Consider the following 21,100-nt stretch of genomic DNA (forward strand, 5'->3'; position numbering starts at 1 on the left):
GTTGTTTTTTTGCGTATGCTTGTTGCGTTATTCGTCAACAATCACGGGCTTCACTTTGGCAGCAGCAGCTTTTGCCAGCAACCGAGCCGTATCGGTATCTGCCGCAGTGGCTAGTGCAACACCCATGCGGCGGCGACTAAATGATTCTGGCTTACCGAATAAACGGATATCGGTGCCTTCCACTTGCAAAGCTTCTGCCACACCTTCAAACGCAATTGCTTTGTGATTATGCTGACCGTAGATTACCGCAGATGCAGCGGGCGTGCGCAGCGCTACGTTAACCGGCAAGCCGAGGATTGCTTTGGCGTGTAACTCAAATTCATTCTGGACTTGGCTGGACATCGTCACCATGCCGGTATCATGAGGACGTGGGCTGACTTCAGAGAACCAGACCATATCGTTTTTCACAAATAGTTCGACGCCAAATAAGCCAAGGCCGCCAAGATCGTCCGTGACTTTTTTAGCGATATCACGTGCACGCTCTAATGCCTTACTGTGCATAGCTTGTGGTTGCCATGATTCGACATAATCGCCTTGTACTTGCACATGGCCGATAGGTTCGCAGAAATGGGTCTCGACTTCTCCGTTGCTTCCGATCGCGCGCACGGTCAACAAGGTGATTTCATATTCGAAGTCGATGAAACCCTCAACAATCACGCGACCAGAATTGACGCGACCACCTGCTGCAGCGTAGTTCCAGGCGGCTTCCACTTCTTCTGCACTATCAATTTTTGATTGACCTTTTCCTGATGAGGACATCACTGGCTTGATGATGCACGGAAAGCCGATTTCGCTTGATGCTTGTTGTAATTTAGCGAGACTATCAGCGAACCGGTAAGGTGAGGTTGGCAGGTTTAAGGTCTCAACCGCCAGGCGCCGGATGCCTTCACGATTCATGGTCAGCCATGCGGCGCGAGCAGTTGGGATGACGCGCGTTTTGCCGGCCTTCTCAAGCTCCATCAACATGGTGGTGGCTATGGCTTCGATTTCCGGTACGACTAAATCGGGCTGCTCTAACTCAATCAAGCGAGCGAGTGCTGCGCCATCAGTCATGTCAATCACGTGCGCTCTGTGCGCAACCTGATGTCCCGGCGCATTTTCATACCGATCTACTGCGATAACTTCGACGCCAAGACGTTGCAAAGAAATAATAACTTCTTTACCGAGTTCGCCAGAGCCAAGCAGCATAACTTTAGTTGCGGTAGCAGATAAGGGGGTGCCGAATCGTTTGATCGTTTTCATGGTCATTTGGAATAAAGAGATTGAGTTAGGATAATAAGGATCGCCGAGCTAATTTTTGGGCTTGAGATTGTGTATATGTCGATGGTTCAATTTGGTGCTGAACCAAATATTGTCAAACAACATCTGCAAGCACGCCGTATTCGAGTGCATTTTTAGATGCGATGATGGTGCAAATCAATTATTTGAAATTATACTTTTGATTTGAAGAAGAAAACCCAAGAAGATTGTAGGGAAACGCTGCAAACCGCTTGACACAAGGGTTTCCGGCTTGATTTAATACTGGATGCAGATTTTCTGCTTGGCGTGATCGATGCCCGACCAATAAATAATCGAATACATCATCGCGGAGTTAAATTGGACTTTTGTGAGGGGGACGTAAGTGAATAAAACTGAATTGATCGAACACATTGCTAACACGGCTGATATTTCCAAAGCAGCATCGGCACGAGCATTAGATGCAATTATTGGTGCTGTAAAAACGACATTGAAAAAAAGCGGTACTGTTACTTTGGTCGGTTTTGGTACATTTACAGTGGGTAAACGCGCTGCTAGAATAGGTCGTAACCCACGTACTGGCGAGGCAATTAAGATCAAAGCAGCCAAGGTTCCTAAATTTAAGCCTGGCAAAGCATTGAAAGATGCTGTAAACTAATGGACTTCGTGACGCAGTGATAAGCGTCACAAGTATTGGCAGTAGATGGATGGGGCGCTTAGCTCAGTTGGTAGAGCGGAGCCCTTACAAGGCTTAGGTCGGGAGTTCGAGCCTCTCAGCGCCCACCATGATTGTCAATATAAGTTGTAGCAAATAAGGAGTGGTAGTTCAGTTGGTTAGAATACCGGCCTGTCACGCCGGGGGTCGCGGGTTCGAGCCCCGTCCGCTCCGCCAAGATTAAAAAGGTGAACGTAAGTTCACCTTTTTTCATATTCGGTAACAGTTTGTCAGAGTGATCGGTTGACCATGTTTGAGTATATTCGTACACACCAACGCTTGATGCAGTTTCTCTTGCTGCTCATTATTTTTCCGTCGTTCGCATTTGTTGGATTGCAAAGTTATACAAGTTCACGCGGCGCGAGTGATGCGGTTGCGACCGTAGCTGGCCAGTCGATTAGTCAGCAAGAGTTTGATGCGGCACAGCGTGATCAGCTAGAACGTTTGCGTCAAGCCTATGGCGCTCAATTTGACTCCAAATTACTTAACACTCCAGAAGCACGTCAATCGATACTGGATGAATTGATTACTCGTAAAGCCTTAATGGCTGAGTTGACTAGCCAGCATTTGAGTGTGGCAGATCAAACTCTGCAGCAGACGATTATTGCTACCCCTGGTTTAACGAAAGCTGACGGTAGTTTTGACAATGAGAGATATAAAGCATTATTAGCAGCACAAGGTATGACGCCAATGATGTATCAGGAACGTCTGCGTCAAGATATGTCTTTGCAGCAGTTGTTGACGGCAGTTCAGGGAACTGCGTTTGTACCTAAGACAGTTGCCGAGCGTTTTTCTGCGATCAATGAGCAAGAGCGTGAAGTCCAGGCTTTGAATTTCCAATCAGGTGATTTCGCTGCTCAAGTAAAAATTACTGATGAAGCCTTAAAAGCGTACTACGAAAAAAATGCTGCACAATTTGAAATTCCTGAGTCGATCAAAGCAGAATATGTTGTGTTGAATACCGACGCACTGAGTTCACAAATCACGGTGACAGACGCGGAAGTGCAAGCACTATATGAACAAAATAAAAAAGCTTACTCAACTGAAGAGCAGCGTCGTGCCAGCCACATCTTGATTTCGACTAAGAAAGATGCCAGCGCTGCTGATAAAGCAGCGGCCAAAGCAAAGGCGGAAGGTTTGCTAGCAACCTTGCGCAAGAATCCTGAATTGTTTGCGAAGTTAGCGAAAGAAAATTCTCAAGATCCGGGTTCTGCAGAACGTGGTGGCGATTTAGATTTCTTCGGCAAAGGCGCTATGGTGAAAGCTTTTGAAGATACGGCTTTCAAATTGAAGCAGGGTGATATCAGTGATGTGGTGCAGACAGATTTCGGCTATCACATTATCCAGCTGACTGCGATAAAGCCTGCCAGCGTAAAGTCTTTGGATGAAGTTAAACCTCAGATTACTGCTGAGATCAAAAAACAAAAAGCAGCAAAAATTTATGCAGATGCAGCCGAGACTTTTACAAACTCCGTGTATGAGCAATCCGATAGTTTGAAAGATGTTGCTGACAAACTTAAATTAAAGATCGAGACAGTATCATCGTTGACGCGTCAGCCAAATCCAGCTTTGCCAGCGACAGCTTTATTTAATAATACTAAGTTTTTAAAAGCAATTTTTTCTGATGATGTCATCAAGAAAAAACATAATACTGAAGCAGTAGAAGTAGCCCCGAGCACCTTGATTTCAGGACGTATTGTTGAATATAAAGCAGCAAGCAAACGTCCTTTTGATGAAGTTAAGGCGTTGATCGTTGCCCGTGTTACTCAAACTGAATCTGTGGCGCTGGCGAAAAAAGCAGGCGAAGATAAATTGAAGTCCTTGAAAGCCGCTGATAGCACAGCTGGTTTTTCAGATGTAAAAGTGTTTTCTCGTTTGAAGAATCCAGAGATATCTCCAGCGGCGTTTGCTGAGGTGATGAAAGCGGATGTGCAAAAATTACCCGCGTTTGTCGGTATTGATGTTCCCGGTGCTGGTTATACGATCTACCGTATTGGCAAGGTCACTGCTGGCACGGTTGATGTAGCAAGACGTAAATCTGAGCAACAGCAATTGTCTGATGCTCTGGCGCAGCAAGATGTTTATTCTTATATAGAAGCTTTAAAGCAAAAGGGTAAAGTAACGATCAATAAGTCTTTGATTTCTGCGCCTGTTTCTAACGCTACTGAATAAAATATTTTGCTCAATAAAAAAGCACCGTTCGCGGTGCTTTTTTATTGCCTGGTTTTATACTTACTTATTACATTCATTTATTTCGCATAATTATTATGCTTCGTCAGGCTATATTAGTTTCTTGATTTTGGTTGTAAATTAAAAATCGGCAATATTATTTCAAACCTAAGCGGTAATGTTGAACAATGTTCCTAAAACTTGATCAGCAGTTTTAACGATCTTGGCTGAAAAATCGAAACCGGCTTTATATTCTAAAGACTGTACAAGTTCAGTGGCGAGGTCGGTACCACTAGTGGCGCTTGGCGCGGTAGCTCCCGAGCTGTTGCTAAAGCTGGTAATACTACTATTTACCCCGCCGTTTGTGGCTTCCTGAAATTGTACTTGCTGGGGTTGGAAGCCATTCGTATTGGCGTTTGCAATATTGTGAGCAGAGCTATCCAGTGCCCGTTGATAAGATTGAAGTCCTGACAGACCAGTTTGTAGTGCCGAAATAGACATAAATCACCTTTCTTACAAGGTCTAAATTAAACGTGAACGACGCATGAATGACGCATTATAAAAAATTGTTCGTCCACCTTAGTGTAGCTTAATGCGACATTAGCACAGGAATAGTCATGCTTTTAAGAATGGTTCTGGTTACGCCACCCATAATCATCTCGCGGAAGCGCGAGTGCCCATAACCACCCATCACCAGTAAATCACTATCCAGATCATGTGCCAGCGACAGCACGGCATTGCCGATATCAGTAGATGTTTTATGTACTGACACTTCAACTTTGATGCCATGTCTAGCCAGATACAGAGCGATATCTGCACCAGGTTGCTCTCCATGTGCGTCGGGTGTGGACTTGGGATTGAAGATCGCCACTTGTACTAATTCTGCCCGCTTGAGCAGTGGGATTGCATCAGTCACAGCGCGCGTCGATTCGCGACTTGCGTCCCATGAAATAAGCGGACGCTTTGCTACTGACGTGAAATCACCCGTGTAGGGAATGATCAGCACAGGACGTCCAGAGTTCATGATGATGTATTCTGGAAAATCAGGTAAAACCGATGGCGATGGCTCATCATTATTAGTTTGTCCGATCACGACCAGATCGCTGTAACGTGCTTGCAAGCCAATGCCACCACCAGCCTCGTCATTGGCAATCATGCTGGCAAAAGATTGCACACCAGATTCCTGCATACTTTTATTGAAACCAGAAATAGCTTTTTCTGCACGCTCACGTAGCAAGTTTAAATGAATCACTAAGTTAGGGTCACCCATGCTGATGTTGCCGTCCTGGTAGATAAAACGCGATACGCCAGTCACGGCAGTACCAATCAGGTGAGCATTTTCGGCAATCGCAAGTTCGGCCGCGACCTGGATTCTCAGGTGGGAGCGGTTGGATTCATCCACATGGACGAGTATGGTCTTGTAGGACATGGCGTACTCCTGATCGAAGATTACAAAGCTAAGCGACAAAAACTAAGTGATGTAGCTAAGTGATATCGCTAAGCGTATACCCATTTCATTTAACTGCAACTTTGATTATTTTTTGGATAACGTATTTATATTTCATCTTCAAAAAAGAGAACAGAGCAGATGCATTCAGACCAGAGTTAAAAATATACTCTCTGCCTGTATATATTCATTGTTCAGGTAAATATTGGACAATAGAGGGTTTTGGAGAAAATTTATGGGGAGTATATAGTCAAGGATATTTACTAAGACCTACTCGACTTGCATAAGCTCGATGAATAAGCAGGATCTGATTCTGCTTCTTCATTGACTAAAGTAAGTTTATTTGTGTAGGTTTAGTTGTATAGTTTTTCTATGCTGGTATAGCTGTTAAGCACAGTGTGATGTTGCAAATGCGGGTCGCAGATATCACATCTTAATGAGTGCAATAAAACAATAGTCGCAGAGCAGAGTACCGCAATTAGCAGGCTGCATGATTGACTGTGATGACATGCACAGCCAAACCACCGAGTGAGGTTTCTTTATATTTAGTTTGCATGTCCGCGCCGGTCTGTCGCATGGTTTCTATTACTTGATCGAGGCTGACATGATGCGTGCCATCGCCTCTGAGCGCCAGTGATGCTGCTGTAATCGCTTTAACTGCACCCATGCCGTTGCGTTCTATACAGGGGATTTGTACCAGGCCGCCGATTGGGTCGCAGGTCATGCCCAGGTGATGTTCGATACCGATTTCGGCTGCCGATTCGATTTGTTCATTAGTGCCGCCCAGCGCTGCGGTGAGCCCGGCAGCAGCCATGGCGCAGGCTACGCCGACTTCGCCCTGGCAACCGATTTCTGCTCCGGAAATAGAAGCGTTTTTCTTACAAAGCATGCCGATTGCCGAAGCAACTAACATAAAATTGCGGATACCTAATTCTGGATTACTTGGTTTGCAGTCTTCTGCGTAATATCGCAATACAGCTGGGATAATACCAGCGGCACCATTGGTAGGGGCAGTAACGACGCGACCGCCTGCAGCATTTTCTTCGTTTACCGCCATCGCATATAAGCTGACTTTATGCATGCCGTCATGTGGTAAGACGTCCGCACTTTCATTGGCGCTGCGCCACAATTTTGCTGCGCGTCGTTTCACGTGCAAACCGCCAGGTAATTCACCTGAGATTTGCAAGCCGCGTGAGATGCATCCCTTCATTACAGCCCAGATTTTGTCGATACCTGTATCGAGTTCTGCATCGCTGCAATGAGTGATCTCATTCGCCCGCAGCATCGCGGCAATGGAGAGCCCAGTGCGCTGACCGTGTGCCAATAATTCTGCCATTGTGCCGAATGGAAAAGGTCGGGAGGACGTGGCGTGATCGTTATCCGCGCTGGCCGATTGCAGCAGCTCTGCCTCAGTCGAAATAAAACCACCACCAGTAGAGTAAAAGACCTGATCGCAGCTAGTGCCATCGTTACGCGTCAAGGTAAAGCGCATGCCATTTGGGTGTCCTGGCAAAACTTCTTGTTTGTGCCATAAGAGGTCGTCCATCATGTCAAACTTGACGGGATATTCCCCCAGCAAATTCATACTGCCGCTGCTTGCGAGCGCAGTCAATTTATCTTCAATCGTATCGGGAATCACATCTTGCGGTGTCTCGCCCATCAGGCCGAGTAATACTGCTTTGTCAGTGGCATGACCATGCCCCGTTAACGCTAGCGAACCGTATAAGGCAACTTGTACTTTACTGACTTTAAATAATTCAGGACATTCGAGTAAAAACCGCCGCGCCGCAAGCATCGGGCCGACGGTATGTGAGCTGGATGGACCTACACCTATTTTAAATAAATCAAATACACGCATGTCCATACCAAACCTCACTTTGTCTCAAAAATTTTTATGCAGCCTGGGCTTGTGCTCCAGTGCTGATCTTTACGTTCTTCAGCATGTCATTGACTAATTGTGTCATGCCGATCTCTGCCTGCCATCCCCAATCCTTGCGGGCGGCACTGTCGTCAAGGCTCTGTGGCCAAGTAGCAGCAATCGCCTGGCGGCTATCTGGCGCGTAGTGTATGTCAAAGTCGGGCAAATTTTGTTTGATTGCGAGGGCCAATTCCCGTGGATTGAAGCTTAAACCAGCGACATTGTAAGAAGAACGTATACAAAGTTTGCTGGCAGGTGCATCCATCAAAGAAATCGTCGCCCGGATCGCATCAGGCATATAGATCATCGGCAATGTTGTCTCAGCTTCCAGGAAGCATTCATATGATTCTCCACGCAAAGCGGAGTGGAAAATCGCAATCGCATAATCAGTCGTGCCACCGCCCGGTGGCGACTTGTAGCTGATGATGCCTGGATAACGAATGCTGCGAACATCAACACCATATTTTTGGAAATAATATTCGCACAGACGCTCACCCGCTAATTTGCTGATGCCATAAATCGTACTTGGGTCCATCACCGTATATTGCGGTGTGTTGACGGCTGGCGTGTTAGGACCAAATGCAGCGATGGAGGACGGCCAGAATATTTTTAAAGGTTTACCCGCTTCACCTCGGATACGCGCCAGTTCTAAAATATTCAGCAAGCCATCCATGTTCAAGGTCCAGGCTTTTAACGGTGCTTGCTCGCCTGTGGCAGATAATAATGCAGCCAGTTGGTACACCTGAGTCACGGTATATTTTTCTACGACCTCTGCAAGACGGGCTGTGTTTAACACGTCGATGACTTCATAGATTTTTGCGCCATACAAACTGTTAGGGCTGATATCCGCCGCAATGACATTGTCTGCGCCATATTGTGTGGCTAATGCTTCAACCAGTTCACTGCCGATTTGACCATTCGCGCCGATGACTAAAATACGTTCCATGTGCTGTCCTTTATTAAATTAAACCAAGTTCACGGCCTGCTTGCGCAAAGGCGGCGAGGGCGGTATCGAGTTGTTCTGTTGTATGCGCTGCGGATAATTGCACTCGCACGCGTGCCTGACCCATCGGTACCACCGGATAAAAGAAACCAGTAACTAAGATGCCTAGTTCATACAAACGCGCAGCAAATTTTTGTGCTACCGGAGCATCGAATAACATCACTGGTACGACAGGATGTGTGCCGGGTTTGATAGTGAATCCGAGCGCTGCAATTTCACGACGGAAGTGTGCAGTATTGGCATGCAAGCGATCGCGCAATTCGGTAGAAGTCGATAAGCGTTCCAGCACCGCCAGCGATGCACCGGCAATCGACGGCGCTAAGGTATTAGAAAATAAATAAGGACGGGATTTTTGACGCAAGGTGTCGATCACTTCTTTACGCGCTGCGGTGAATCCACCCATCGCACCACCTAAAGCTTTGCCCAATGTACCGGTGATGATATCGATGCGACCTAAGACGTTGTGATGCTCGTGTGTACCGCGACCTGTTGCACCCATAAAGCCCGAGGCGTGACACTCATCAATCATGACCAAGGCATCATATTTGTCAGCCAGATCACAGATCTTGTCGAGCTGGGCAATTGTGCCGTCCATTGAGAACACGCCATCGGTCACAATCACGCGATGACGTTTGCCTGCCGCTGCTTGCAATTGAACTTCCAGATCTGCCATATCGTTGTGGGCATAACGGAAGCGGGCAGCTTTACATAAACGGATACCGTCGATAATCGATGCATGATTAAGAGCATCAGAAATAATCGCATCGTTCTCATCAAACAACGGCTCGAACACACCGCCATTGGCATCAAACGCCGCCGCATACAAAATCGTATCTTCAGTACCCAAAAAATCAGCAATCGCACGTTCTAATTGTTTATGTACCGTTTGTGTGCCGCAGATAAAACGGACTGAGGATAAGCCATAACCATATTGCTCAGTCGCCTTGATTGATGCCTGTACCATCGCCTCGTCGCCGGACAAGCCCAGATAATTATTGGCGCACAAATTAATCAGTTGGCGACCATCATCGCAAGTGACTTCGGCACCCTGACGCGACGCAATCACACGTTCCGGTTTGTACAGACCTTGTGAACGCAGGCCGTCTAAGTTCTGGCTTAGGCCGCTAAAAAATGATTGCTTACTAGATGTGTCGGTGACGTTGCTCATGCTTGGCTCCTGATGACTGGGTAGAACTATTCTATGACTTTTCAGGACTTACACAAGATCGCTTCAGCAATGCTGCTGGAGCAAGTTTATGCAAATCCTGGATTTAAAACTAACCCACCCATCGTAATGCTCTGGTAAGATGTTTTCAAATCATTGAAGTATTCGATATGAAGAACTAAAGTTCGATATAGTGGATATTATCTGTGCTTGTTCAACTATGCAAGAGGCAATATGAAAAAAGTTTTGAGTAATACGCCGCCAGAAGTAGGTGCTACTTTGCAAAGAATGCGTCTGGAGCGTGGTCTGACGCTGGACGATTTATCGCGTACAGCCGGTGTTTCTAAATCGATGCTGTCACAAATAGAGAGAGAAAAAGCCAATCCCACGATTGCAGTCGCGTGGCGGCTGGCGAATGCACTAGGCGTCAGTATTGCCGAATTACTGTCAGCAGAAGTGCCCAAGGTCGATGTCATCCGTATGCTGGAACCGCATGAGACACCAACTTTGCCAGGTGAACACGCCGGTTATGTTTTAAAAATTTTAGGCCCGATGGAACTGGCAGGTAAATATGAGTGGTATGAACTGATCTTGGCTCCGGGCGGCGCACTGGTGTCTAATTCACATGACCCTGGTGCGACTGAGCACTTGACCTTACTCAATGGTCAGATAGAAGTAGAAGTAGACAGTATTAAGAAAAAACTCAAAGTCGGCGGCACAGCGCGGTACGAGGCTGACAAAAATCACGCAATCCGCAATATTGGTAAGACGGAAGCTAAGGCGCTGATGGTGGTGATTCATCGTTAAAATTTCCTACTCTTTATGTGTGTAGAGTAATTTTTTTATGGATTTCAGTGCGGTTTTGCAACACATTTTTTCTTAATATTCATGCATTGCCAAATAAATCCTTCATTCTGCAATGCTGGATATTCTTCAGGCGTGACTTAAAAAGCGGGTCAGTAAGTATCGCTTTTTTATATACTCCCATAAAAAAATCATCAAATACTTCTATCGTCCAAGTTATTATTGGACAATCAAAATATACTCTGAGCAGTATGTTAAATTTATCACCACAGACAGTTCGTTTAAAAAGCCTTTTACTGGTTAACATCTGTGTGTGACGAATTAGGTTTATTTCTTACAGGAATGATCTAAGATATCTATTCATTCGCTTTGAAATTAGCTTTAAAAACTGTTGCCAAAAAGAATTTGCGATAACACAATGCACTCTCATGCCGAATGTAACAATTTGTTCGACCTGTTTTGAGCTGAACCTCTAAGCTAAACTTTTCCTAACCTTGATTTTCATCATCAACATAAAGGCAAAATTTTATGTCCCAATCGCAATTTTCTTTGCTAGCTAAGGAGCGCACCATTGCTGGTGAAGGCTTCAATCGTTGGCTAGTACCGCCTGCGGCTTTGGCGATTCATCTTTGTATCGGTATGGCGTATGGTTTCTCCGTGTTTTGGTTGCCGCTTTCGAAAGCAATCGGTATAGATAAACCGCTTGCCTGTGCCAGCGATGTTGGTCTATTGCAAGAACTGTTTGCCAGTGATTGCGATTGGAAAATCTCTACTCTGACGTTGATGTACACCTTGTTCTTCATCTTCCTCGGCTCTTCCGCTGCCTTATTTGGTGGTTGGCTGGAGCGTGCAGGCCCACGAAAAGCTGGTGTGGTTTCTGCATTGTGCTGGTGTGGTGGTCTAGTGATTTCCTCCTTTGGTGTGTACACGCATCAGGCCTGGCTGTTGTGGTTAGGCGGTGGTGTCATTGGTGGTATTGGCTTGGGTCTGGGCTATATTTCACCAGTATCGACGCTGATTAAATGGTTTCCGGACAAGCGTGGGATGGCAACTGGTATGGCGATCATGGGCTTTGGTGGCGGTGCTTTGATTGGATCACCATTAGCTGATTGGTTAATGCGTCATTTCGCGACACCTACTTCTGTCGGCGTATGGCAAACCTTCTTGGTCATGGCTGCGATTTATTTTGTATTTATGATGGCTGGTGCATTTGGTTACCGTGTACCCGCTTCTGGTTGGAAGCCAGCCGGTTGGACGCCTCCAGTACAAACTAACAATGCAATGATCACGAACAAACATGTCCACTTGAACAAGGCTTGGAAGACTAAGCAGTTCTGGTTGATCTGGGCTGTGCTGTGCTTAAACGTGTCTGCTGGTATCGGTATCTTGGGTATGGCATCGCCTTTGCTGCAAGAAGTGTTTGGCGGTAAATTGATTGGCGTCGATCTTGGCTTCAATGACTTAAATCCAGACCAAAAGAAACAGATTGCGACTATCGCAGCGGCATTTACTGGTTTGCTGTCCTTGTTCAATATTGGTGGTCGCTTCTTCTGGGCGTCGATTTCAGACTATATCGGTCGCAAAGGTACTTACTTCGTCTTCTTCGTACTTGGCTTCATTCTTTACGCATCGATTCCTACAGTAGCGCATGCAGGTAGTTTGGCTTTGTTCGTATTGTTTTTCTGCATTATCTTGTCTATGTATGGTGGTGGTTTTGCCACTGTGCCAGCGTATCTGGCAGATATGTTCGGCTCGCAAATGGTTGGTGCTATCCACGGTCGTTTGCTGACGGCATGGTCAACTGCGGGTGTGCTCGGACCTTTGCTGATTACGTATATCCGCGAATACCAATTGGCGCACGGCGTAGCAAAAGCGCAGGCATATGACATCACCATGTACATCTTGGCGGGTATGTTAGTTCTCGGCTTTATTTGTAATTTATTAGTGCGCCCTGTTAAAGACAGCACTTTTATGACAGATGAAGAACTGGCGACTGAACGCAAGCTGGCACATGATCGTGTTATCGCTAGCTCCACCGATGGTAGCGTTGTTGGAAAAGGCGGTTCGACTAGCCAGGCAACCGTATTGTTTGCTTGGGCAGCAGTAGGTATCCCATTAGCAATCGGTATTTGGATCACTTTGCAAAAAGCTGTTTTGTTATTTAAATAATAGATGTAAGCAAAAAAAGGTCGCCTCAGTGCGATCTTTTTTTTGGCGTAGACTTAGAAAATATTACGAAACTTGGATGCTTACGCTCATCGATTTTATTGATGATGTAGAAAAATTTAAGTTCTCAAAGCCCGTATTAAAGTCCCAATTTTTAAAGTCCAAGTTTTAAAAAGCCACGTTTTCAAAGTTCAAACCGTTAGTAAAATGAAGAGCGCAATTATGAGCAAAAAAATAGTTCAAGTGTATGACCGTCCCGCTGGTGGCTGGGGTGCCTTAAAAAGTGTTGCTGAGCAGATTTTCCAGCAAGGTATTCCCGGTAAAGGCGCGCGTACTTTATTGTCGGCGAATCAGCCAGATGGCTTTGATTGCCCTGGTTGTGCATGGCCTGATCAAGACCATACATCGACGTTTGAATTTTGTGAAAATGGTGCAAAAGCAGTCGCGGCAGAATCTACAGCACGCCGCGCTACACCAGAGTTAATTTCCAAGCATACGGTGCAGTGGCTAAGCGAACAAACCGATTTTTGGTTGGAAGGGCAGGGACGCTTAACGCAACCTATGCAATACGATCGTGCCACGGACAAATATCAGGTAATCGAATGGGCACAAGCATTTGATCTGATCGCTAAGCGCCTGAATGCGCTGGCATCACCTAACGATGCTATCTTTTATACATCAGGCCGCACCAGCAACGAAGCTGCATTCTTGTACCAGTTATTTGTACGCGAGTTTGGTACTAATAATTTTCCTGACTGCTCTAACATGTGCCACGAGCCTTCGGGCTTTGCAATGAAGGCTGCAATTGGTGTCGGCAAAGGTACCGTTCTGTTGTCAGATTTTGAAGTGGCAGATGCGATTTTAATTTTTGGACAAAATCCTGGCACTAATCATCCGCGCATGCTCGGTGAGTTGCGTGCGGCGTCTAAACGTGGCGCATCAATCGTCTCTTTTAATCCTTTGCGTGAACGTGGTTTAGAAAAATTCCAAAACCCGCAAAATATGGTGGAGATGATCGGAGATCAATCAACCTCAATCTCTTCCGATTATTTTCAGGTAAAAATTGGTGGCGATTTAGCGACGGTTAAAGGCATGATCAAGTGCGTGCTGGAGGCTGATCTGGCGGCCCAGCAAGCTGGTAAGGCGCGCATCATTGATCTTGATTTTATTGCCCAGCACACCGCTAATTTTGATAGTTTTGCTGCCGATGTCATGGCTGAGCCTTGGGATGTTGTGTTGCGTGAATCTGGTTTAGAGCGTGCACAAATCCAGCGTGCTGCTGATATTTATATCGGCGCAGGTAAAGTGATCGCTTGCTGGGGTATGGGTATCACTCAGCATAAACATTCTGTCGCAACAATACAGATGATCGTCAATCTGTTGCTACTTCGCGGCAATATTGGCCGACCTGGTGCCGGTCCTTGTCCTGTGCGTGGTCATAGCAATGTGCAAGGCGATCGCACAATGGGAATTTATGAGAAACCTAGTCCAGCATTTTTAGACCGCCTTGGGCAGGTGTTTGATTTTGCCCCGCCACGTGAAGACGGCTACGACACCGTTGGTGCAATACAAGCGATGCTGGATGAATCAAATAAAGTGTTCTTCGCAATGGGCGGTAATTTTGCCACCGCTACACCTGATACCGACTTGACGCATCGCGCTTTGCAAAATTGTGCTTTGACTGTACATGTCGCGACTAAGCTCAATCGTAGTCATTTGATTTGCGGGCGTGAAGCCTTGATCTTGCCATGTCTTGGCCGTACGGAGATTGATATACAAGAGACTGGTCCGCAAGCAGTTAGTGTTGAGGATTCGATGAGTATGGTGCATCTATCGTCCGGGATTAATGCGCCGGCCTCAAGCAACTTGCTCTCGGAACCTATGATCGTGGCGCGTATGGCAGCAGCGACGCTAAAGGGGCGTAGTAAAACTGATTGGATGTGGCTGGCAGCTGATTACGACCGGATTCGCGACAAGATTGCTGAGGTGTTTGATGATTTTGCTGATTTCAATAGCAAGGTAAAAGTGCCTGGCGGCTTCCATTTGCGTAACACTGCATCCGAGCGCAATTGGGTTACAGCGAATAAAAAAGCAAACTTTTACGCACATCCGGTGCCGACGGATTTGCCAATACATCAGGCCCGCCAAAGTCGTACTTCCCCAGTATTTAATCTGGGTACCATGCGTTCACATGATCAGTACAACACCACAATCTATGGAATGAACGATCGTTACCGGGGTGTGTTTGGCGAGCGCAGAGTTTTGTTCATCAATAAAGAAGACATCGCAGAATTAGGGATGAAAGTCGGTGATTGGGTTGATCTGGAAAGTTTGTGTGACGACAAAATTCAGCGTCAGGCAAAACGTTTCATGCTCGTGGAATACAATATTCCACGCGGTTGTCTTGCCGCCTATTTCCCCGAAACTAATAATCTAATACCGTTATCTAGTTTTGCGGACTTCGCTCGGACACCGACTTCTAAATCGATCCCCGTGGTAGTGATGCCGCATACAGCTAGTCAAAATTCATCTGAGAGCAAGGCGGTAAGCAAGCCGCAGATGGCATCGGATGCGGTAAGTCACGTTTGATGAGTAATGAAGTAAATGATGCTTCGCTCGCTGTTTCTGTTGATCTGATCGAAGCCTTATTGCTAGAGTTAGCTGCACAGAGCGAGCCAGTGTCACTGGCGCGTTTAAGTAAGCGTTTGCGTGTACGTCAAAGTAGCTTATTACGATGTATCGCTTATTTAGGTGACGAGGTCATAGGTACGCAAGCTGGCCCAGGTTTGGTTCAGGTTCAGCAAATCGATGACCGTACTCTCTGCTCTTTGACCGAAAAAGGTCGTATGGCTTGTGCGCTGCAGGAATAAACTAGATATAAAAGTATGAGCCAAGAAATTGAGCATGCCTACCGCGAAATGTTGGTCTTACGCCATAGCGCAAATCAGAACGATAGTCCGGTGTTACCTACGCCAGACCAGTTGGCAGAAGAAATCCCCATCGCCTTAGTCTTCAACGGCATCTCACATGCGGTGATGATGGCTACACCCTTGGACCTGGAAGACTTTGCTGTCGGTTTCAGCCTGGCCGAACAAATTATTGATCACGCCAGTCAAATTTACGATATCGAATGCATTAATAATGACGCGGTAGGTCAATCGGCAAATACTGTTGGCGTAGAAGTGCGAATGACCATCGCCAGTGAATGCTTTGTCCGTCTTAAAGATAAACGGCGTAGCCTGATTGGCAAGACTGGCTGCGGCGTATGTGGTTTAGAAAGTCTGAATGCGCTCGATCTTAATATACCGACCCTTGTACCTGCCGTTATGCTTGGCAATGCGTCTGCCAGCAACGGCGATGTTCAACCGGAAACTCGTTTAGATAAGCAAGCTTTGCTGAAGGCTTTCGACTCACTAAAAAGTAAGCAACCCATCAATGCCATCACCGGTGCCATGCATGCTGCCGCCTGGGTAGGCATGGCGGGGACAATCCAACTGCTAAGAGAAGATGTGGGCCGTCACAATGCCCTGGATAAATTGGTTGGTGCGTTAGCTATTGATGCCAAGCTCAACTCCAAAGGTAAATCAATCCGGCAACCCGGTTTTGCCATCATGAGTAGTCGTGCCAGTTATGAATTAGTGCAAAAATCTGCACGTGCCAATATAGCCATTCTTGCCACAATTTCTGCTCCAACCGCATTGGCAGTGAGGCTCGCTGAGCAGGCTGGGATGTGCCTTATAGGATTCGTCAGGCAGAAAAATTTTGTCGTATATTCACATCCAGAAAGATTGTTGCTGATCGATAATGCCGAATAAATAGCAATCACATGGCCGTTTTGGCCAAATTTGCGCAGGTTTTTGAGTGTTAAGAACGATATAATAGAGAGAATATTTGTCCAGGTAAATTTTAAAGGCGTTTCGCTGATTGCTCTCAGCACACGTTCTTGGTACATTTTCTGCGACATTCTCAGCTATCCATCAAATTACATTCAAATTCCTCCAACTTAGTCTCTTAAAATCAATTATTTATGCAATACGCCTCAACTCGCGGACATGCCGCAAGCCCCCATTTTTCTGAAATCCTGTTAGGCGGTCTGGCTCCTGATGGCGGTCTATATCTGCCTAAAAGCTATCCGCAAGTTACTAGCGATGAACTCAATGCTTGGCGCGAGTTGTCTTACGCTGATCTGGCATTTGCCGTGCTCAAAAAATTTGCTACTGATATTCCAGAGGATGATCTCAAAGCGATTACCGACAAAACGTATACTGCTGATGTTTACCGCAATGTCCGCGACGGCGAAGACGCCAGCCAGATCACACCTTTGCGTATGTTGGAAGACAAGGATGGTCGCAAACTATTGTTACAAGCCTTATCAAATGGCCCGACTCTGGCTTTTAAGGACATGGCGATGCAATTGCTGGGCAATTTGTTTGAATACACGCTGACAAAAAAAGAGGCTGAGTTAAATATTTTTGGTGCGACCTCTGGTGACACTGGCAGTGCGGCGGAATACGCAATGCGTGGCAAAAAAGGCATACGGGTTTTTATGTTATCGCCGCATAAAAAAATGAGTGCTTTTCAGACTGCGCAAATGTTCAGCCTGCAAGATCCAAATATTTTTAACATCGCTGTCGAAGGTGTTTTTGATGATTGCCAGGACATGGTTAAGGCAGTTTCTAACGATCTTGAATACAAAGCCCGTCAAAAAATCGGTACCGTCAATTCCATCAACTGGGCGCGTGTTGTTGCGCAGGTGGTGTATTACTTCCGCGGTTATTTGAGCGCCACTAGCAGTAATGATCAAAAGGTATCGTTCACAGTCCCGTCGGGTAATTTCGGCAATATCTGCGCCGGTCACATCGCCCGTATGATGGGCTTGCCAATTGCCAAATTAGTTGTGGCAACCAATGAAAACGATGTGCTTGATGAGTTCTTCCGTACAGGCATATACCGCGTGCGTAAATCGGCAGAAACCTGGCACACTACCAGCCCGTCAATGGATATTTCCAAAGCCTCCAATTTTGAACGCTTTATTCATGATCTATTAGACGGCGATAGTACGCGTTTGGTAGCCTTATTCCATAAAGTAGAAACACAAGGCGGGTTCGATTTATCCGGCAATCCGGGCAGTGATGGTGATGAATTTAAAAAGATTGCGCGCTTCGGTTTCGAGTCAGGCAAATCCGTTCATGCTGATCGCCTGACTACCATACGTCAGGTAGAAAAAAATTACGGCATCACGGTAGATACACACACCGCAGATGGCATCAAGGTTGCCCTGGAACGCATAGAGCCAGGTATCCCGATGATCGTATTAGAAACCGCCTTGCCGGCCAAGTTTAATGAGACGATAAAAGAAGCATTAGGGCGCGATGCAGAGCGCCCAGCCGGGTTCGAAAATATCGAGGCTTTGCCGCAGCGATTTGAGGTAATGACGACCGATATTGAAAAAATGAAAGCCTATATCGCAGGTCATACAGGTTTGTAGAACCTGCTGTTTTGATCAATAAAAAATCCAGAGATATTATTCAATATCACTGGATTTTTTTATGGTAATTTTTGCATCCTCCAGTATATATGCGGCCTCTGGAACGATATTGGCCTGAGAGCCGCAGAATCATTGGACGATCAAAATTTGGATTTTTGTTGATAAATTCTGATTCAGCTCGCAAACAAAACGCGAGTACGCTCTAGCAAACGTGCGCCAAACACATTGATCAGCAAGCCACACATCACGATCAGCGCCCCCACAATTTGTAAAGGCCGCAGTGCCTCACCAAGCAAAATCCAGGCGGCGGTCAAACCAATAACAGGCACCATTAAGGTCAGCGGCGCCACCATATGCGTGGGCAGACTAGACAATAAGCGGCCCCACAAGGTGTAGCCAATCAGCGTTGCTGCCAGCGCCAGATACACGATCGTCAAAGCAGAAGACAGACTCATATTGCTCAGGCTATGCGCAATCACGTCGGGACCTTCAAAAATGAGCGACAGTAGGGCGAAGGGAATAATCGGGATCAAAGCACTCCACGACACCAGACTTAATACCGCGGTCGGGCCAATTTTTTTATTGATCACATTGCCGCTGGCCCAAGAGAAGGCAGCGCAGATCGTCAGCACAAAACCCAACAAACTCACCTGACTGCCAGAACTTGCAATACTAGCGCTACCAAGAAGTATCAACCCCGCACTAGCGATCAACATACCAATCAAATTGCTGGCGCGCAGCTTGTCGCCAAACACGATGGCAGACAGACCAACCGTAAAAAATGCCTGCGCCTGTAGCACCAGCGAGGCCAATCCAGCAGGCATGCCAACCGCCATGGCCGAGAACAAAAAAGCAAACTGACCAAGACTAATGGTCAAAGCATAGGCCACCAGCAATTTAAACGGCACCTTAGGTCGTGGCAAAAATAAAATCGCAGGAAAGGCCACCAGCATAAAACGCAGTGCGCCCATCAAAAATGGCGGAATCCCTTTCAAACCAATCTTAATCACGACAAAATTCATTCCCCATAAACAGACAACAATCAATGCGGTTATTAAATGACGAGTGGTGAGGACATTTTTAGACATGAAAATAGATGTGCATGGAGTGAATAGGAAGTCGTCTTGACCAGAGCTTACAATAAAGCCATCGATCAGCTAACGGGTCTGTGTACACGTTCTTGTGAGGCTGGATATGTGGTCAATTTATTCGCTGGTCGGATTGGTCTGGCGACCAGATTGCCTCCGCAATTGGGGCAGATATTCTGGTACACCTGATCTGCGCAGCTTGCACAAAATGTGCATTCAAAAGTGCAGATACGAGCCTGCTGGGAATCGGGAGGTAAATCACAATCGCAATGCTCGCAGTTAGGACGAAGTTGTAGCATGTTTTTCTGATGGATGTGCTTAAGGTGAAAGTAGAATATCACGCATAGTTCAAAAAAACTGATCATAATACTTGTCCGATCAAGCCCCGTTCATTGAAAAAATTACCGAAGACTATGCTCCAGCAAATCCGAGACGAAATTTTGTCTATTTCCCCTTTCGACACTTTGGAGCGTGATGATATTTCTCGCTGCCTGACATGGATAGACTCCGGCGTTGAATTATGCAGAGTAACAAAACCGGCCACACCTCCAATGCACCTGGTGTCTTATTTTGTCGTAATAGATGATGGGTATGTCCTGCTGGTTGACCATCGGAACGCCAAGCTATGGCTACCGCCTGGCGGCCACGTAGAACAAGGTGAACACCCTCGCGTTACGGTTGGTCGAGAATTAGAGGAGGAGCTAGGTTTTGTCGCGTCGCATCCAATTGAGGCCCCTCTATTTGTGACTATAACTGCGACTGTCGGGCTTACTGCTGGACACACAGATGTCTCGTTATGGTACGTACTTCGTGCCAGCCGGCATCAAAACATTAGATTTGACGAACGGGAATTTGAGGGCATTTGTTGGTTTCCGTTTAACGAAGTTCCGTTTGAGCGTGCAGACCCGCATATGAAACGATTTCTGGCCAAATTGGCGATTAGCGAGAAAGTTTAGTCAAGGACTTACGTGATATCTTCCAATACTGCAGCTAACCAAACATTCATCATAAGGTCGGAAAATATTATTAATCTTGTTTATCCGCCTGGATTGTTTTTGCGTACGCGTGACGCTATCGCTGCTTGGCAAAATTGCCTCCATGTTCCGATTTAGATCGACTGTTTTGTACGCCCATCGTCTATACGTCGCTGTTGTTTGTAATGGTTGAATAGACCGACGGTATCAACCAATACTCTGGCTATGTTTTTTTTCGGTTCCCGGAACATTCTCTCGCTTGTAAAATATCATTAACTAAACCGGAATCTATCCCACATAACCGAAAAAAACATAAACCATGTTTTCCCACATCTCCATCGGCATCACCGACTTCCCAAAAGCATTGGCGTTTTATTCTGCGTTGATGGATGTACTGGCGTTGCAATTAAAATTTTGTGATCACGACAAACCTTGGGCTGGTTGGATGTCTCCGCTTGCTGCTCGTCCTCTGTTGGTAATCGGCCGACCTTTTAATGGTGAAGTTGCTACTCCGGGTAATGGGCAGATGACTGCTTTATTGGCTTCCGACCGCGCTACAGTTGATCGTGCTTATCAAGTCGCTTTGGCGTCTGGCGGTCGTTGTGAAGGTGCTCCTGGCTTGCGGCCTGAATATCATCCCAATTACTACGGTGCCTATTTCCGTGATCCTGACGGCAATAAGCTGTGTGTTTGTTGTCATGAGCCTTTGTAGGTAGTTATAAATTGGCACCGCTCAAACACAAGGCCAGTATTAAGTAATTTCCGACATTGTTGTAGTCCGCTATTGACAGCCACGCGCATCGTCGCCTACATTAGCGGCATGTATTCCGCAAAAACTCATTCTATACTAGCTTTATCGCACGGCGCCAGCACTCTGCTAGCGCTGCTGCTACTGGCTGCGCTACTACTAAGCGTTGCTCAGTAATT

At 46.4% G+C, this 21,100-nt stretch carries 18 protein-coding genes and 2 tRNA genes; 12 read left to right on the forward strand and 8 right to left on the reverse strand.

Going from position 1 to position 21,100, the window contains the following annotated elements; genetic code table 11:
* Nucleotides 1-27: 27 nt before the first annotated feature.
* Nucleotides 28-1,242: a formate-dependent phosphoribosylglycinamide formyltransferase gene (gene purT / locus AAKU61_RS03845; RefSeq protein ID WP_354329798.1), complete on the reverse strand. Its 1,215-nt coding sequence runs from the start codon at nucleotides 1,240-1,242 to the stop codon at nucleotides 28-30.
* 379 nt (nucleotides 1,243-1,621) lie between these two features.
* On the opposite strand from purT, the gene AAKU61_RS03850 reads away from it, so the two are divergent.
* From AAKU61_RS03850 to AAKU61_RS03865, 4 genes are all read left to right on the forward strand, one after another.
* On the forward strand, nucleotides 1,622-1,894 hold the full coding sequence (locus AAKU61_RS03850; protein WP_322118780.1) for an HU family DNA-binding protein: 273 nt from the start codon (nucleotides 1,622-1,624) through the stop codon (nucleotides 1,892-1,894).
* Between the two features lie 52 nt (nucleotides 1,895-1,946).
* A tRNA-Val gene (locus tag AAKU61_RS03855) sits at nucleotides 1,947-2,022 on the forward strand.
* A gap of 29 nt (nucleotides 2,023-2,051) precedes the next feature.
* A tRNA-Asp gene (locus tag AAKU61_RS03860) sits at nucleotides 2,052-2,128 on the forward strand.
* 72 nt (nucleotides 2,129-2,200) lie between these two features.
* Nucleotides 2,201-4,123: a SurA N-terminal domain-containing protein gene (locus tag AAKU61_RS03865; RefSeq protein ID WP_354329800.1), complete on the forward strand. Its 1,923-nt coding sequence runs from the start codon at nucleotides 2,201-2,203 to the stop codon at nucleotides 4,121-4,123.
* A 165-nt stretch (nucleotides 4,124-4,288) separates the two neighbouring features.
* On the opposite strand, the gene AAKU61_RS03870 is transcribed toward AAKU61_RS03865, so the two are convergent.
* The 5 genes from AAKU61_RS03870 to kbl form a co-directional block, all read right to left on the reverse strand.
* A complete protein-coding gene (locus tag AAKU61_RS03870; RefSeq protein WP_354329802.1) occupies nucleotides 4,289-4,621 on the reverse strand; it encodes a flagellar basal body protein in 333 nt (110 codons plus the stop codon).
* Between the two features lie 88 nt (nucleotides 4,622-4,709).
* Nucleotides 4,710-5,549 carry a universal stress protein gene (locus tag AAKU61_RS03875; protein ID WP_322118246.1) on the reverse strand — a complete coding sequence of 280 codons (840 nt, stop codon included), beginning with the start codon at nucleotides 5,547-5,549 and terminating at the stop codon, nucleotides 4,710-4,712.
* 496 nt (nucleotides 5,550-6,045) lie between these two features.
* Complete coding sequence (locus tag AAKU61_RS03880) at nucleotides 6,046-7,431, reverse strand: L-serine ammonia-lyase (RefSeq protein ID WP_354329804.1); 1,386 nt, start codon at nucleotides 7,429-7,431, stop codon at nucleotides 6,046-6,048.
* Between the two features lie 28 nt (nucleotides 7,432-7,459).
* Nucleotides 7,460-8,431, reverse strand: coding sequence for an NAD-dependent epimerase/dehydratase family protein (locus AAKU61_RS03885; protein WP_322118248.1), 972 nt, complete (start codon nucleotides 8,429-8,431; stop codon nucleotides 7,460-7,462).
* A 13-nt stretch (nucleotides 8,432-8,444) separates the two neighbouring features.
* The gene (kbl, locus tag AAKU61_RS03890; RefSeq protein ID WP_354329806.1) at nucleotides 8,445-9,656 is read right to left on the reverse strand and encodes a glycine C-acetyltransferase; all 1,212 of its coding nucleotides are present in this window, start codon (nucleotides 9,654-9,656) and stop codon (nucleotides 8,445-8,447) included.
* A gap of 231 nt (nucleotides 9,657-9,887) precedes the next feature.
* Here kbl and AAKU61_RS03895 point away from each other — a divergent pair, with 231 nt between their 5' ends.
* The 6 genes from AAKU61_RS03895 (at nucleotide 9,888) to thrC (ending at nucleotide 18,111) form a co-directional block, all read left to right on the forward strand.
* The gene (locus tag AAKU61_RS03895; protein WP_354329808.1) at nucleotides 9,888-10,460 is read left to right on the forward strand and encodes a helix-turn-helix domain-containing protein; all 573 of its coding nucleotides are present in this window, start codon (nucleotides 9,888-9,890) and stop codon (nucleotides 10,458-10,460) included.
* A 525-nt stretch (nucleotides 10,461-10,985) separates the two neighbouring features.
* Nucleotides 10,986-12,626, forward strand: coding sequence for an OFA family MFS transporter (locus AAKU61_RS03900; RefSeq protein ID WP_354329810.1), 1,641 nt, complete (start codon nucleotides 10,986-10,988; stop codon nucleotides 12,624-12,626).
* Nucleotides 12,627-12,845: 219 nt separating this feature from the next.
* The gene (locus tag AAKU61_RS03905) at nucleotides 12,846-15,212 is read left to right on the forward strand and encodes an FdhF/YdeP family oxidoreductase (RefSeq protein WP_354329812.1); all 2,367 of its coding nucleotides are present in this window, start codon (nucleotides 12,846-12,848) and stop codon (nucleotides 15,210-15,212) included.
* A complete protein-coding gene (locus tag AAKU61_RS03910; protein WP_354329814.1) occupies nucleotides 15,212-15,493 on the forward strand; it encodes a hypothetical protein in 282 nt (93 codons plus the stop codon). Before AAKU61_RS03905 ends, AAKU61_RS03910 begins: the two co-directional genes overlap by 1 nt.
* A gap of 15 nt (nucleotides 15,494-15,508) precedes the next feature.
* Entirely contained in the window at nucleotides 15,509-16,438 is a 930-nt protein-coding gene (fdhD, locus tag AAKU61_RS03915) for a formate dehydrogenase accessory sulfurtransferase FdhD (RefSeq protein ID WP_354329815.1), read from the forward strand.
* A gap of 212 nt (nucleotides 16,439-16,650) precedes the next feature.
* Nucleotides 16,651-18,111 carry a threonine synthase gene (thrC, locus tag AAKU61_RS03920; protein ID WP_354329817.1) on the forward strand — a complete coding sequence of 487 codons (1,461 nt, stop codon included), beginning with the start codon at nucleotides 16,651-16,653 and terminating at the stop codon, nucleotides 18,109-18,111.
* A 173-nt stretch (nucleotides 18,112-18,284) separates the two neighbouring features.
* Here the strand turns inward: thrC and AAKU61_RS03925 are convergent, their stop codons facing one another.
* The gene (locus tag AAKU61_RS03925) at nucleotides 18,285-19,199 is read right to left on the reverse strand and encodes an EamA family transporter (protein WP_322118800.1); all 915 of its coding nucleotides are present in this window, start codon (nucleotides 19,197-19,199) and stop codon (nucleotides 18,285-18,287) included.
* A gap of 65 nt (nucleotides 19,200-19,264) precedes the next feature.
* Entirely contained in the window at nucleotides 19,265-19,498 is a 234-nt protein-coding gene (locus AAKU61_RS03930; protein WP_354329819.1) for a DUF1272 domain-containing protein, read from the reverse strand.
* A 252-nt stretch (nucleotides 19,499-19,750) separates the two neighbouring features.
* Here AAKU61_RS03930 and AAKU61_RS03935 point away from each other — a divergent pair, with 252 nt between their 5' ends.
* Together AAKU61_RS03935 and AAKU61_RS03940 are read left to right on the forward strand one after the other, a co-directional pair.
* Complete coding sequence (locus tag AAKU61_RS03935; protein ID WP_354329821.1) at nucleotides 19,751-20,155, forward strand: NUDIX domain-containing protein; 405 nt, start codon at nucleotides 19,751-19,753, stop codon at nucleotides 20,153-20,155.
* Nucleotides 20,156-20,492: 337 nt separating this feature from the next.
* On the forward strand, nucleotides 20,493-20,885 hold the full coding sequence (locus AAKU61_RS03940) for a VOC family protein (protein ID WP_354329823.1): 393 nt from the start codon (nucleotides 20,493-20,495) through the stop codon (nucleotides 20,883-20,885).
* Nucleotides 20,886-21,100: the final 215 nt, after the last annotated feature.

It is taken from the genome of Undibacterium sp. GrIS 1.2 (assembly GCF_040544435.1).
Lineage (GTDB): Bacteria > Pseudomonadota > Gammaproteobacteria > Burkholderiales > Burkholderiaceae_D > Undibacterium.